General features: G+C 62.9%; 16 protein-coding genes. 14 read left to right on the top strand and 2 right to left on the bottom strand.

The window, feature by feature from the left end:
* The first annotated feature begins 145 nt into the window (after positions 1-145).
* From rpsP to ACHFFR_RS05595, 12 genes are all read left to right on the top strand, one after another.
* Positions 146-634, top strand: a complete 489-nt coding sequence (gene rpsP / locus ACHFFR_RS05540; protein ID WP_394263278.1) for a 30S ribosomal protein S16 — start codon at positions 146-148, stop codon at positions 632-634.
* Positions 634-870 carry an RNA-binding protein gene (locus ACHFFR_RS05545; RefSeq protein WP_394263279.1) on the top strand — a complete coding sequence of 79 codons (237 nt, stop codon included), beginning with the start codon at positions 634-636 and terminating at the stop codon, positions 868-870. Before rpsP ends, ACHFFR_RS05545 begins: the two co-directional genes overlap by 1 nt.
* Before the next feature lie 100 nt (positions 871-970).
* Positions 971-1,522, top strand: coding sequence for a ribosome maturation factor RimM (rimM, locus tag ACHFFR_RS05550; RefSeq protein ID WP_394263280.1), 552 nt, complete (start codon positions 971-973; stop codon positions 1,520-1,522).
* Positions 1,522-2,895, top strand: coding sequence for a tRNA (guanosine(37)-N1)-methyltransferase TrmD (gene trmD, locus ACHFFR_RS05555; protein ID WP_394263281.1), 1,374 nt, complete (start codon positions 1,522-1,524; stop codon positions 2,893-2,895). Before rimM ends, trmD begins: the two co-directional genes overlap by 1 nt.
* Positions 2,896-3,021: 126 nt before the next feature.
* Positions 3,022-3,363, top strand: coding sequence for a 50S ribosomal protein L19 (rplS, locus tag ACHFFR_RS05560; protein WP_394263282.1), 342 nt, complete (start codon positions 3,022-3,024; stop codon positions 3,361-3,363).
* 144 nt (positions 3,364-3,507) lie between these two features.
* The gene (lepB, locus tag ACHFFR_RS05565; RefSeq protein WP_394263283.1) at positions 3,508-4,314 is read left to right on the top strand and encodes a signal peptidase I; all 807 of its coding nucleotides are present in this window, start codon (positions 3,508-3,510) and stop codon (positions 4,312-4,314) included.
* An 18-nt stretch (positions 4,315-4,332) separates the two neighbouring features.
* On the top strand, positions 4,333-5,013 hold the full coding sequence (locus tag ACHFFR_RS05570) for a ribonuclease HII (protein ID WP_394263284.1): 681 nt from the start codon (positions 4,333-4,335) through the stop codon (positions 5,011-5,013).
* Complete coding sequence (locus ACHFFR_RS05575) at positions 4,977-5,321, top strand: DUF2469 domain-containing protein (protein WP_394263285.1); 345 nt, start codon at positions 4,977-4,979, stop codon at positions 5,319-5,321. Before ACHFFR_RS05570 ends, ACHFFR_RS05575 begins: the two co-directional genes overlap by 37 nt.
* 160 nt (positions 5,322-5,481) lie before the next feature.
* A complete protein-coding gene (locus ACHFFR_RS05580) occupies positions 5,482-5,862 on the top strand; it encodes a YraN family protein (protein ID WP_394263286.1) in 381 nt (126 codons plus the stop codon).
* Positions 5,859-7,391 carry a YifB family Mg chelatase-like AAA ATPase gene (locus ACHFFR_RS05585; RefSeq protein ID WP_394263287.1) on the top strand — a complete coding sequence of 511 codons (1,533 nt, stop codon included), beginning with the start codon at positions 5,859-5,861 and terminating at the stop codon, positions 7,389-7,391. The genes ACHFFR_RS05580 and ACHFFR_RS05585 overlap by 4 nt, the downstream gene beginning before the upstream one ends.
* On the top strand, positions 7,388-8,515 hold the full coding sequence (dprA, locus tag ACHFFR_RS05590) for a DNA-processing protein DprA (RefSeq protein ID WP_394263288.1): 1,128 nt from the start codon (positions 7,388-7,390) through the stop codon (positions 8,513-8,515). Before ACHFFR_RS05585 ends, dprA begins: the two co-directional genes overlap by 4 nt.
* Positions 8,516-8,571: 56 nt before the next feature.
* Positions 8,572-9,468, top strand: a complete 897-nt coding sequence (locus ACHFFR_RS05595) for a tyrosine recombinase XerC (protein WP_394263289.1) — start codon at positions 8,572-8,574, stop codon at positions 9,466-9,468.
* Positions 9,469-9,492: 24 nt separating this feature from the next.
* Here the strand turns inward: ACHFFR_RS05595 and ACHFFR_RS05600 are convergent, their stop codons facing one another.
* The gene (locus tag ACHFFR_RS05600; RefSeq protein WP_394263290.1) at positions 9,493-9,990 is read right to left on the bottom strand and encodes a peptidoglycan DD-metalloendopeptidase family protein; all 498 of its coding nucleotides are present in this window, start codon (positions 9,988-9,990) and stop codon (positions 9,493-9,495) included.
* Positions 9,991-10,132: 142 nt separating this feature from the next.
* On the bottom strand, positions 10,133-10,840 hold the full coding sequence (locus ACHFFR_RS05605; RefSeq protein ID WP_394263291.1) for a trimeric intracellular cation channel family protein: 708 nt from the start codon (positions 10,838-10,840) through the stop codon (positions 10,133-10,135).
* Positions 10,841-11,191: 351 nt separating this feature from the next.
* Between ACHFFR_RS05605 and rpsB the strand changes: the two genes are divergently transcribed.
* Together rpsB and tsf are read left to right on the top strand one after the other, a co-directional pair.
* On the top strand, positions 11,192-12,115 hold the full coding sequence (rpsB, locus tag ACHFFR_RS05610) for a 30S ribosomal protein S2 (RefSeq protein ID WP_394263292.1): 924 nt from the start codon (positions 11,192-11,194) through the stop codon (positions 12,113-12,115).
* 21 nt (positions 12,116-12,136) lie between these two features.
* Positions 12,137-12,982 carry a translation elongation factor Ts gene (gene tsf, locus ACHFFR_RS05615; RefSeq protein ID WP_394263293.1) on the top strand — a complete coding sequence of 282 codons (846 nt, stop codon included), beginning with the start codon at positions 12,137-12,139 and terminating at the stop codon, positions 12,980-12,982.
* The last annotated feature ends 185 nt before the right edge of the window (positions 12,983-13,167 follow it).

Here is a 13,167-nt window from a genome sequence, read left to right on the forward strand (position 1 = left end):
ATCTGGCATGATTAACCACTGTACTCAGGCTGCGTCGAGCCCCTCTCAACTCGGCAAGGCCTCAGTGACGGATAACGATCAGGCGCATGATTTCCCACGCACTCGATCCGCATCCACAAAGTAGAACATAGGAGTGACCGCTAAAGTGGCAGTCAGAATTCGTCTTAAGCGCTTCGGTAAGATCCGTGAGCCGCACTACCGCGTAGTCGTCGTCGATCAGAAGAAGAAGCGCGATGGCCGTGTGATCGAGGAAATCGGTTACTACAACCCGAACACCGACCCGTCGACTATCGACATCAACTCGGAGCGTGCTCGGTACTGGATTTCGGTTGGCGCGCAGCCGTCTGAGGCTGTGCTCGCACAGCTGAAGATCACGGGTGATTGGCAGGCAGCCAAGGGACTCGAGGGTGAATCCACCCTGCGCACGCTCGAGGTTGTTGACAAGGAGAAGGCCCGCGAAGAAGCCGTTCAGGCTGTTCAGGACGACGCCGAAAAGCGTCGTGCTGACAAGGCCAAGGCTCGCGAGGAAGCTGAAGCAGCCGAAAAGGCTGAAGCAGAGGCCGCAGCTGCTGAACAAGCAGAAGAAGATGCACCTGCTGAGGAAGCCCCGGCTGAGGAAGCAGAGGAAGCCTAATGCTTGCTGAAGCCTTGGAACATCTCGTTCGCGGAATCGTGGACAACCCAGACGACGTCGAAGTCTCGTCGCGCAATAATCGCCGCGGCGAACTGCTCGAGGTCAGGGTTAATCCCGAGGATCTCGGGCGCGTGATCGGTCGTAATGGCCGTACGGCCAAGGCACTGCGCTCGGTTATTAGCGCTCTTGCTACGCAGGGCTCGGTACGCGTCGACGTGATCGAAACCGATCGATAGTCAAAACATCTGAAGGACCCGCCAGTTGGCGGGTCCTTTGCTTTGCGGGCACAATACTTTTAGGTTCTGGACTCATTGGTTCTGGGATGGGAGATTCAACGTGCAGTTAACCGTGGCAATCATTGGCAGAGCGCAGGGGATCAAGGGCGAGGTCAGGCTCGATCTTCGCACCGATGCGCCCGAAACGCGCCTTGCACCGGGCGCGATGCTCGAAACGGATCCGGCAGAAATGGGTCCGCTAACCGTTGCCGCACGCCGCGAATACAAGGGCAATACCTACGTGCGCTTTGAGGAATACGCGGATCGCACCGCAGCCGAGTCGCTGCGCGGGATACGGCTCGTCATCGAGTCTGACGAGGACGAGGGCGAGCCAGACGCCTGGTTCCCGCACGAGCTTCGCGGCCTCGAGGCGCTTGACCCAGATGGCTACGAGCTCGGAATTGTTGTTGGCTTGGAGTACCTGCCCGGCCACGACCTTCTGCTCATCCGTGAACAGGACGGAGCGCTGGCCCGCGTGCCGTTCGTCAAGGAGATCGTGACCGAGGTGGATCTCGAGGATAACTGCGTGGTCATCGATGCGCCTCCTGGCCTGTTTTCCTCCGAAGACCTCGTGATCTCGGAGGAAACCGGTGAGATCAAGGAGCGCGAGTAATGCGCTTCGACATCGTGACGGTGTTTCCCGAGTTCTTCTCCTCCCTCGATCTGTCGCTGGTGGGGAAGGCGCGCGAGCGCGGCCTGATCGCCGTTCAAACACACGATTTGCGCGACTGGACCACCGACGTCCACCGAACTGTCGACGATTCTCCGTTTGGCGGCGGCGCCGGCATGGTCATGAAGCCTGACGTCTGGGCAGAGGCGATCGACGACGTCGTTGGCGCAGCTCACGGCGAGACCCCCGGAACGAACGAGGTTCCGGCGCGCACTGTCCTCGCAATCCCGACCCCCTCGGGAGCGCCGCTGACGCAGGGCGACTGCTGGGATCTGGCCGAGGCCGATCACGTCATCATCGCGTGCGGGCGTTACGAGGGAATTGATGCCCGGGTGGCCGATTACTATCGCGGCTCGGGCATGGAGGTTTTTGAGTATTCCCTGGGTGACTACGTGCTCAACGGGGGCGAGGTGGCCGCGATTGCGCTGGTTGAAGCCGTGGCGCGCCTCGTGCCCGGCATGGTCGGCAATCCCGAGTCTTTACGCGAAGAATCGCATGGCGAGCACGGGCTGCTCGAGTATCCCGTCTATACCCGCCCGACCACGTTCCGTGGTCATGACGTGCCGGCGGTGCTGACGTCCGGGGATCACGGCAAGGTGGCGCGCTGGCGCCGGGACCGCGCGCTCGAGCGCACCGACGCTCGCCGTCCAGACATGCTTGCCGCCCTCACGCCGGATCAGCTCGATAAGAAAGATCGGGCCAAGCTCGCCGAGCTCGGCTGGGTTGTGGGGGAGGACGGGCCGCTCGCCGTCGTGGTCGACGAGGCACAGCCAGCCGAAGCGGAGGCGGTCTCGCAGCTCGCAGGCCGTCTCTTCCCGCACGCCTGCCCACCGGACATGAAGCCGGAGGACGTAGCAGACTTCGTAGCGAAGAATCTGTCCGAGCGCGACTTCGCGCAATACATCGCGGACCCCAATCACCTTGTGCTCGTTGCGCGAGTGGACGGGCAGATCGCGGGATATTCGCTCGCGATCATCCCCGAGGCCGGGCAGGTGCACGAGGGCGCACCCGCCGCGGCACTCGCCGACGGAGCCGACGAGCCTCTGCTCGTCTACCTGTCGAAGATGTATATCGAACCGCAGTGGCGCGGAAAGGGGCTGTTCGACATCCTCATTCGCGACACGCTCGAAGCGATCACTGCGGCGGTCGACGCGCCGGAGATCTTCGTGTGGCTCGGGACCAACATCGGAAACAAGCGGGCAATTCGCGCCTACAAGCGCGCGGGCTTCGAGATCGTTGGAGAGCGGGAATTCTTCGTGGGTGAGCAGGTCAACAAAGACCTGACTTTAGCGATCCGCGCGAATATGCCACAATGATACAGCTTGCATTTTTGGGGAACCGGATCCGCCGCAGGGGATTGGTCCCGGCAGCAAGGAATTTAAGACGGACGGGCACTGCCCGGAAAGCACTCTGACCTGCGTGCAGGGTGAAAGAGAAGAGACATGAACATTCTCGACAAGATTAATGAAGCGTCCCTCAAGGAGCGCCCGGACTTCCGCGCCGGTGACACGGTTAAGGTCAACGTGAACGTCGTTGAAGGTAACCGCAGCCGTATTCAGGTGTTCCAGGGTGTCGTGGTCGACCGCAAGGGTGGCCAGGGCGTCAACGCAACGTTTACCGTTCGCAAGTCCTCGTTCGGTGTGGGCGTGGAGCGTAAGTTCCCGCTGCACTCGCCCAACGTTGACTCCATTGAGGTTGTGAGCCGTGGTCGCGTTCGCCGCGCCAAGCTCTACTACCTGCGCGATCGTCACGGCAAGGCCGCGAAGATCCGCGAAAAGCGCTAAGACTAAGAGTCTTTACCGAGAAGCGCCCGGGCCGGGCGCTTCTTTTTTGCCCGCGCCAGCGCCCGAAAATGTGACACACACGAGACGTCGGGGCACGGCGCTCGGGCGTGCCGTAGGCTAGAGTTTCTAATTGCGGGAGGTGCGATGGATCGGCACGAAGACGAAGACCAGCAGATGCCGCCGTCGTACCCACCGGAAAATCCCCGCGAGCACAGCGCCGCGGCCCATGAGGAGCACGAGGCGCGTCAGCAAGCAGAGGACGAGAAATCGACGTCCTCGAAATTCGGTGCGCTCGCGCTGGAATTCGTCACGATCATTGCCGTTGCGCTCCTCATTTCCGTCATTATCAAGACGTTCATTGCGCAGGCGTTTGCGATTCCGTCCGAATCGATGGAAGACACCCTCATTCCAGGCGACCGCATTTTGGTCAACAAGCTTGCCGATGACGAGGACGATCTCAACCGCGGCGACCTCGTGGTGTTCGTCGACCCGGGCAACTGGCTCGACGACGAACCTGAGGAGAATCGCTCCGGCTGGCAGCAGGTCCTGATCGACGTCGGCGAAGCGATCGGCCTTGTTCCGCAAAACGTTGGCGACCACCTCGTCAAGCGCATCATCGGCATGCCGGGTGATCACGTCGTGTGCTGCAACGAGGAAGGTCTGATCACCGTCAATGGCGAACCGATTCGGGAAACTTACCTCAAACCGGGCGTCACGGCCTCGGCTTCGGCCTTCGATGTGACGGTTCCCGAGGGCCACGTGTGGCTCCTGGGTGATAACCGCAGCCTGTCGAAGGACGCTCGTTTCCACCATCAGGCCACGGGATTCGGCTTCGTGCCGATGTCGAATATCGAGGGACGCGCGTGGCTGACGGTCTATCCTCTTGACCGCTTCGGCACGATCCCGTCTGCCTCTCACATCTTCGAGAACGTCCCCGATCCGAGCCCGTAATCAAGCATCGCCCTGCGAATGATCGAACCAGACCGCACGCTTGAACGCGAACTTCTTGCCTCCCTCAACGAACATTCTGAGGGACCGGTGTACCTGGCCGGCGTCGACGAGGTGGGCAGGGGAGCGCTGGCAGGGCCGGCCTCCGTTGGCATCGCGCTGGTTTCACTGACGACGGCGGACGAGTTCCCCGCCGGCCTGCGCGATTCAAAACTGATGAGCCCGCTCGCGCGCACGAACGCCGTGGCCGCGGTTTCGCAGTGGGTAGATGCCGCAGCGGTGGGACACGCCGGGCCCGCTGCAGTCAACGAATGGGGCGTCATCGGCGCTCTGCGAATCGCGGCGGCCAATGCGCTCGCCTCGCTCGAGGGGTACACCATTGGCGGCGTGTTGCTCGATGGCGTGCACGACTGGTGGACCACCGACGGACTCCCGATCGGGCCCCAGCTTCCGCCGTATCCCGTGCGAACCGAGGTCAAGGGCGATGCCAAGTGTGCCGTCGTCGCCGCAGCATCGGTGCTGGCGAAGGTTGCACGCGACGAGCTGATGATCGAACTTGCCAAGGACTATCCGGGTTACGATTGGGAACGGAACAAGGGGTACTCCTCGGCCTCGCACATCGAGGGGCTGCGGACCTTGGGAACAAGTGCGCAACATCGCACGTCATGGAAGTTACCGGGCATAGAACAGGGGCTCACGTGAGCGAACTAGACGAATACGAATCCGAATCAGAACTCGCGCTCTACCGCGAGTATCGCGACGTCGCGAGCCTGTTCCGTTTCGTCGTCGAGACCGAGCGCCGGTTCTATCTCGCCAACGACGTCGATGTGAAAGTTCGCGCGTCAGCCGCCGGTGACGTCTTTTTCGAAGTCACGCTCACCGATGCGTGGGTGTGGGATATCTTCCGCTCCTCGCGCTTCATCCGAGGGGCGCGCATCGTGACGTTTAAGGACGTGAACGTCGAGGAGCTGAACAAGCCTGACATCACGCGCGAGCTCGACTTCGAGTAGCGGGCTGGGCCTTCGGCGCTGTGTTACTTGAGCTGCGGCGCGCGAGCTGCGGCGCGTGGGCGGCAGCGGACTTTTCTCCACAGCCGATGAAACGTCGGATATTGGGCGGAGCGGGAGGATAACTATTCGCGCGAGCCTCCAGTTTTGATGCAATCGCTGCATGACACATATGCAGCAGATGACGAAGAATGAACTTGGCTCGTGGGGTGAGACCCTCGCGGCAACACATCTTAAAGAGGCCGGCTGGACGATCCTTGACAGGAATTGGCGAACCCGCGGCGGGGAACTCGACATCGTCGGGTTTGACCCCTCACGAAATTCCATCGTGGCCGTCGAGGTTAAAACTCGCCGAACGCGGTTTGCCGGCTCGCCGCAGGAGTCGGTCACGTACGCGAAGGTTCAGCGGTTGCGCGGGCTATTGCTTAGTTGGCTCGTGCAACGTGGCAGTTTCGCGGCGGCGATCACCGTGGATGTCATCGGCATTGACGTCGATAGTACGGGCCTGCATTCGATCAGCCACGTGAAGGACGTGCTCGCATGAGCGCGCCGGCTATTGCAGGAACGGTTGGCCGGGCACACACTCTCAGCCTGCTCGGGCTGTCCGCCGTTCCCATCGTCGTCGAGGCCGTTCAGCTCAACGGATTGCCAGGCTTTACGATCGTGGGCCTGCCAGACGCGGCCGTTAACGAGGCGAGGGAACGACTCCGGGCGGGCTTCCACGCCATATCGGTGCCGTGGCCGAACCGCAGGTTGACCGTCAATCTCTCGCCGGCCGACGTGCTGAAGACGGGCACGGGATTCGATCTGGCGATTGCCGTGGCGATTCTCGGCTCGATGGGATTCGGGTTGCCCGCGGAGGCGGTTGTCATGGGCGAACTCGGGTTGGACGGATCGGTACGGGCCGTGCGCGGCGTGCTGCCTGCGCTCGTGGCCGCGCAGGAACAGGGGATTCGCACTGCGATCGTGCCGCAGGCCAACGAGGCCGAAGCCGAGCTTGTTGAGGGTCTGAACGTCGTATCGGTTCAGCATCTTGGCCAGGTGGCTCAGATGTGCGGGGCGGAGTGTTCCTACCGGCTGAGCGCGCAGGAGTCTCGAGACTCTCGCGAGGACGCGGCGAGTGAACCCGTTGATCTCGCGGACGTGTACGGGCAGGATGAGGCGATCGCCGCGCTCGAAATTGCGGCTGCTGGCGGCCATCACATGCTCATGGTGGGCTCGCCTGGAATTGGCAAGTCCATGCTTGCCCAGCGATTGCCGGGAATCTTGCCGGAGCTGACTCGCGCGACGGCCTTGGAGGTGGCGGCGATTTCCTCGCTGGTCGGCAAACGCTTTTCGGCGTTGCCGACCCGGCCGCCGCTGTCTGCGCCTCACCACACCGCATCCCCGGCCGCGATGGTGGGCGGCGGTACGGGTATTCCGCGCCCCGGCGCGATAACACTCGCACATCGGGGAGTGCTGTTTTGCGATGAGTTCCCAGAGTTCGCCGCGCGGGTGATTCAGTCGCTGCGCCAGCCGATGGAAAACGGTTACATCGATATTGCTCGAGCGAAGGCTAACGTTCGGTTCCCTGCCAGATTCCAGTTGATTGCTGCGGCGAATCCGTGCCGATGCGGCAAGATCCTAGATGCGCCGTCCGCCTGCACGTGCACCTCGCGCGATAACCGCCTCTATCAGGCATCGCTCGGTGGACCGGTGCGCGACCGCATCGATATTCAATGCGTTTTGCGTCGCCCATCGAAAGCGGACTTGCGGCGCGGCTCGATCACCACGAGCAATGAGGTGCACCAGCGCGTGAGCCAGGCGCGCGAGCGGCAGATTCGGCGCCTCGCGGGGACGGGAGCCGACCACAACGCGGCGGTTCCGGGCACGTGGTTGCGTGCGAATACCGCGCTGTCGGCCACGGCGACGAACGTGTTCGAGAATGCGATTTCCCGCGGGGACCTCACACTTCGCGGGTTCGACCGAGTACTCAGGCTTGCCTGGTCCGTGGCAGATCTGGCGGGTCACGACTCGCCGTCGGACGACGACATCGCGCTTGCCTACGCGCTGCGTGGAGGGGGAGAACGATGAACGAACGTCTTGCTCGCATCGAATGGTCGCGAATCTCCGAAGGCGCGGACGTCCTGGCGCATCAGCTAATTGAGCGGCTCGGCGCGGCCAATGCGCTCGAGTCCGTGCGGTCAGGGGCCGATCTCACTCCGGCAGAACGCAAGGCGGCCGCGCGTTGGCTCCACCGCTTGGTGCACAACGATCCGTTCAACATGAGGGCTCTCGATGCGCTCGGCATGAGCGTGCTGATTCCGGGTGATCAGGCGTGGCCCGATCAGCTCAATGATTTGGGTCCGGAGGCCCCGCCGGTGCTGTGGGTCAAGGGGAACCCGGGCGCACTCACGGCACGCCAATCCGTTGCCATCGTCGGATCGCGCGCCGCCTCCGCAGCAGGGATCGGCATCGCCCGCGATTTCGCGTGCGACATCTCCGAGGTGGCAACCGTCGTCTCCGGCGGAGCGTTCGGCATCGACGCCGCCGCACACAGCGGCGCGATTCTCGCGCAGGAGCCGACGATCATCGTAAGCGCAGGGGGAGCCGACCGCATCTATCCGCGTGCCCACGAGAACCTGTTCCGACAGGTGCTCGACGGCGGCGGGGCCGTGGTCTCCGAGTCTCCACTTGGCGCGGCGCCCCAGCGCTATCGATTCCTCGCCAGAAACCGCATCATCGCCGCCCTCGGGCAGGCCACGCTCGTGGTTGAGGCCCCCTCGCGATCGGGCGCGCTGTCCACAGCTCGTCACGCGATGAAGATTGGGCGCGAGGTTGGTGCTGTGCCCGGGCCGATCGACGCCGTCCACTCCCGCGGGTGCATCGACCTCCTGCGCAACGGTGCAACTGCTATTGCAAGCGTGGACCACCTGCGTGAACTCATCGGACCGATGCACGTCCAAGAGCCGCTCGAACCGGACTTCTTTTCGTTCGGCGCTGCCGACGATTTTGATCCCCGGACTGCTCGAACTCTCGATGCCGTGCCGGTTCGCAAGGGCGCCGACGTGGCCTCGATTGCCAGCGTGGCAGGGCTGTCGGTCACGGAGACACTCGCAGCTCTTGGCCGGCTCGTGCTGAGCGGCCTCGTCGACGAGCGATCGGGTCGGTGGATACGAACAAAGTCCGGCGTCGGAGGACACACGCAGATGTCGTGAGCGCATCGGCGCGTCGAAGATCGGCCGCGCGGCCCGGATCGCATTAGGGTACAAGCATGGGCGTTGACCAGATCCTCTCCGACTACGAGCGCGAGCTCGCGGTCCGGCGAGGGCTATCCGATCACACCGTCACTGCCTACGTCACCGAGGCACGGTCGCTCGTGGACTTCCTAGGGAGGTTCTCCGACGACGTCGCAGGCTCCTTGGAGTACCTCGACTTGGCAGATCTACGGTCCTGGCTGGCGTCGCACGAGGGGCACTCCCGGGCATCCATGGCACGCCATTCGGCAGCGATCCGAAGCTTCACGTCCTGGCTTCACAAGAACGGATACACCGAGACCGACGCGGGCCGACGCCTGAAGTCACCGCGCGCCGATAACGAGCTTCCCACGGTCCTCACCCAATCGCAGGCAAAGACGTTGCTCGATACTGCCGAGGAACGTGCTCGCCAGGAGGGCGGCATCGCTGTGCGCGACTGGGCGATGCTCGAGATCCTCTACGCCTCTGGTATTCGTGTGAGCGAACTCGTGGGGCTGGACATCACGAGCCTTCGCCCGGATGCCACGCTGCGAGTGCTTGGAAAAGGAAACAAGGAACGCATCGTGCCCTACGGCCGCCCAGCCCGCGAGGCCATCATGCAATGGTTGACGGTTCGCCAAGAATTCGTCAAGGACGATAAGGATGCGGTCTTCCTTGGAGAAGCCGGCAAACGCATCGATCCGCGCATGGTTCGTACGGTGCTCGATCGCATGACCGCGCTCGCGGGCGTGCCCAGCGTCGGCCCCCACGCCCTGCGTCACTCGGCCGCCACCCATCTCCTGGACGGCGGCTCAGACCTGCGCAGCGTTCAGGAGGTTCTTGGCCACTCATCACTGGGAACCACCCAGCGCTACACGCACGTCAGTGCCGAGCGCTTGCGGGCGGCCTTCGGTCAAGCGCACCCGCGAGCCTGATTCCCGTCGCATGCCCCGGATTGCTCACTCGTACAGCCGGATCGGTGCCGTCGTCAGCAGCGACAGCGGATCGAGGTAGTCATCGGATCCGCGCTTGGCACCCCAGTGCAGACACGAAAACGGGCTGCAGTGCGTGCCATCCACGTGCCCGATGACGGCGCCCTGCCGAACACTATCGCCACGGCTGACCGCCGGCACGATCGGCTCATACGTGGTTCGAATACCATCGGCGTGCTCGATCGAGACCACATCCCGGTCGTTGAGCTGGCCGGAATAGATCACCGTGCCATCGGCTGCGGCATACACGGGTTGCCCCGCTGCCAGCGCTAGATCAACGCCCCGATGCCCGGCATTCCAATTGGCTGGTCCCACCGAAAACTCGCGCAGGATGGGCACCTCCGCGCCTGAGGGCCAGTCGTAGTCAACGCCCGTCTGGCGCCCACCGGCAGGATTGTGCACGCTGACCGTCACGTCCTGCCGCGGGGCTAACGCGGGGTGAGACTCGGAAAGGGGAGCGGCCATGATCCCCGCGCTCCCGAAGGCCAAAAATGTCATCGCAAGAGTCCGTTTCTTCATGTCTCCACGGTGCCACGAAAGGCGGTATCGATGCCGCGCGATCGGCGTCGTTTGTGGGAAAAGTGCGCGTGAAGGAAACTGTGGAGAACTACTTCGTTAAGCCGCGCCGACTCCTGCGCTTATCGCGCTTGGCTCGCTGGCTGCGCGTCTGCTTGACGTTCGTGCGCAGCCGGCGCCCGCGCTCCTTGAACTGGCGGGTGGGGGTCTCGAGGATGTTGACGGGCTCGAGCGGGAGAACCCACGAGTACTTTTGCGCCGCGAGGCCGAACACCAGGCACACGAGGATCGCCAGGCCCATGCCTTGCTCATACAGGCCCTCGCGCTGGAAGAGAACCATGATGCCCGAGGCCAGGATGGAGAACGTGGCGTAGACCGGGTTCGCGCCGAAGATTGCGGGGCGCCGCCCGATGACGACGTCGCGAAGAACGCCGCCCGCCGTCGCGGTGATCACGCCGAGGAACATGGACGGGATCGGAGCCAGCCCGGCCGCGAGCCCCTTCGAGGCGCCGGTAGCCGACCAGCAGCCGAGTGCCAGCACGTCGGCGAGGAGGAGCCCGCGTTTGGCCCACGGGCCGTCCATCGGAATAAGGTAGGCGAAGAGCGACGCGCCGATCGCGCCGGACAGGTACCACGGATCGGTGAGCGCAACGGGGAAACCGATGCCCAGCAGGCTGTCGCGGATCATGCCGCCGCCCAGGGCCGTCAAGATGCCCAGCACGAGATACCCGATGATGTCGTAATTGAGCGCGCGAGCGAAACTTGCGCCGATCACGCCGTAGGCAATCACGCCTGCCACATCAACAACACGAAAGAGAACGTCAGGCTCCACCCAAACCCCCTGCGATTAAAGGACCGAGATCATCCTACGGTCAACACGAAAATTGACACTCATTGACAGCCGTAAAACGGCGTCAATGTAGGCAAGACCACCCATTCTCGCCGGTTTCTATCTTGGCCGGGCTACGGGCGCTGGGATAAACTAGCAAGGCTGTGATTTTTCGCAGACTACGCGTGCTCGTTCGCCGCAAGGTCTCCGGCGCATCGGTCCTAAGGTTGCGCTGGATGGGGCACTAGGGCTGGCCGCACCGCGCGCCCAGCAAAAACCGAGAATAGGCACAGGCAAACTGTGCCGTGAGAAAGGACGACCATGGCAGTCGTTACCATGCGCCAGTTGCTTGAAGCTGGCGTCCACTTCGGGCACCAGACCCGCCGCTGGAACCCCAAGATGAAGCGCTACATCCTCAACGATCGTAACGGCATTTACATCATCGACCTCCGCAAGACGATCGACGACATCAACCGTACGTACGACTTCGTCAAGGAGACTGTCGCACACGGTGGAAACATTCTTTTCGTTGGCACCAAGCGCCAGGCTCAGCGTCCGATTCGCGAGCAGGCCGAGCGCGTGGGCATGCCCTACGTCAACGAGCGTTGGCTCGGCGGCATGCTGACCAACTTCCAGACGGTGAACTCGCGTATCCAGCGCCTGAAGGAGCTTGAGCTCGTCGATTTCGACGACGTCGCTGGCTCCGGCCTCACCAAGAAGGAACTCCTCATGATGAGCCGTGAGAAGGACAAGCTTGAGCGCACGCTCGGCGGCATCCGCGATATGGGCAAGACCCCCTCGGCCATCTGGGTTGTTGACACCAACAAGGAGCACCTCGCAGTTGCCGAGGCAGCCAAGCTCAACATCCCCGTCATCGCGATTCTCGATACGAACTGCGATCCCGACGACGTCGACTACGGCATCCCCGGAAACGACGACGCCATCCGCTCGATCGACATCCTGACCCGCGTCGTCGCCGACGCAATCGCCGAAGGCCTCGTTGCCCGCGGCGGTGGCGGAACTGACTCCGAAGACCCCATGCCTGAGTGGGAGCGCGAGATTCTCGCAGGCGAAGAGGGCGAGGAGAAGGCTGAGGAGCCGAAGGCGGACGAGGCTGAGGCGACCGAGGCTCCGGCTGAAGAGGCTCCCGCCGAGGAAGCCGCTGCTGAAGAGCCGGCCGCTGAGGAAGCATCCGCCGACGAGGCTGAGGGAACCGAAGAGAAGACCGAAGAAGACAACGCCTAAATCCTGGAGGATTGAGAATTCATGGCAAACTACACTGCTGCAGACGTCAAGGCGCTGCGTGACAAGACCGGTGCCGGCATGATGGACGTGAAGAACGCTCTCGTCGAGGCTGAAGGCGACACGGCGAAGGCTGAAGAGATCCTTCGTCTCAAGGGCTTGAAGGTTGCGGCCAAGCGCGGCGACCGCACGGCTTCCAACGGCCTTGTGCTCTCGCACATTGGCGACGCCGACGCCGGCCAGTTCGGCCTGATCGTTGAGGTCAACGCCGAGACCGACTTCGTTGCGAAGAACGAGAAGTTCATCGCGTTCGCCGAGGGCATCCTCGAGGCGGCTGTCAACGCTGGTGCAAAGACGAACGAGGAAGTCCTCGCCGCCAAGCACGAGGATGGCACCGTTGCGGACGCCATCAACAACTTCACCGGAATCATCGGTGAGAAGCTGGGTGTTGGCGCTGTCGAGTACATCGAGGGTGAGAACGTCGAGGCTTACATGCACAAGACGTCGACGGATCTGCCCCCGCAGGTCGCCGTCCTCGTAGCAACCGACGCCGCTGGCGCGGAGATCGCACACGACGTCGCCGTTCACATCGCCGCTCTGGCCCCGCAGTACCTCACCGCGGATGACATCCCGGAAGAGGTCATGGAAAACGAGCGTCGTATCGCCACCGAGCTGACCATCTCGGAGGGCAAGCCCGAGAAGGCTGTGCCGAAGATTGTGGAAGGCCGTCTCCAGGGCTTCTTCAAGCAGGTCACGCTCATGGATCAGGGCTACGCCCGCGATCCGAAGCAGTCCGTCCGCCAGGTCGTGGACGCTGCAGGCGCAAAGATCACTGACTTTAAGCGCGTTCGCGTTGGTCAGGAAGGCTAAGTCCTAACCGACTCTGTGGGGTGCGATATTCTCGCACCCCACAGTCCTTTTATGTGCGGAACTCACCGCCCCGGGTACGTGCCGATCTCACCTATCGGGTTAGCCATGAGATGAAAAGCGGTGGGGCGCACTGAATTTTCCCTATTGTTCGCGCAACAATAGGTCGTCTGGAACTGAAGCATTGG

It is taken from the genome of Trueperella sp. (assembly GCF_043424875.1).
GTDB lineage: Bacteria > Actinomycetota > Actinomycetes > Actinomycetales > Actinomycetaceae > Trueperella.

Coding starts and splice junctions, on each gene's coding strand:
- ACHFFR_RS05585 (WP_394263287.1), top strand. CDS start 5,859: ATGAGCGCGCCGGCTATTGCAGGAACGGTTGGCCGGGCACACACTCTC.
- dprA (WP_394263288.1), top strand. CDS start 7,388: ATGAACGAACGTCTTGCTCGCATCGAATGGTCGCGAATCTCCGAAGGC.
- tsf (WP_394263293.1), top strand. CDS start 12,137: ATGGCAAACTACACTGCTGCAGACGTCAAGGCGCTGCGTGACAAGACC.
- rplS (WP_394263282.1), top strand. CDS start 3,022: ATGAACATTCTCGACAAGATTAATGAAGCGTCCCTCAAGGAGCGCCCG.
- ACHFFR_RS05575 (WP_394263285.1), top strand. CDS start 4,977: ATGGAAGTTACCGGGCATAGAACAGGGGCTCACGTGAGCGAACTAGAC.
- ACHFFR_RS05580 (WP_394263286.1), top strand. CDS start 5,482: ATGACACATATGCAGCAGATGACGAAGAATGAACTTGGCTCGTGGGGT.
- rpsB (WP_394263292.1), top strand. CDS start 11,192: ATGGCAGTCGTTACCATGCGCCAGTTGCTTGAAGCTGGCGTCCACTTC.
- lepB (WP_394263283.1), top strand. CDS start 3,508: ATGGATCGGCACGAAGACGAAGACCAGCAGATGCCGCCGTCGTACCCA.
- trmD (WP_394263281.1), top strand. CDS start 1,522: ATGCGCTTCGACATCGTGACGGTGTTTCCCGAGTTCTTCTCCTCCCTC.
- ACHFFR_RS05570 (WP_394263284.1), top strand. CDS start 4,333: ATGATCGAACCAGACCGCACGCTTGAACGCGAACTTCTTGCCTCCCTC.
- ACHFFR_RS05600 (WP_394263290.1), bottom strand. CDS start 9,990: ATGGCCGCTCCCCTTTCCGAGTCTCACCCCGCGTTAGCCCCGCGGCAG.
- ACHFFR_RS05595 (WP_394263289.1), top strand. CDS start 8,572: ATGGGCGTTGACCAGATCCTCTCCGACTACGAGCGCGAGCTCGCGGTC.
- ACHFFR_RS05545 (WP_394263279.1), top strand. CDS start 634: ATGCTTGCTGAAGCCTTGGAACATCTCGTTCGCGGAATCGTGGACAAC.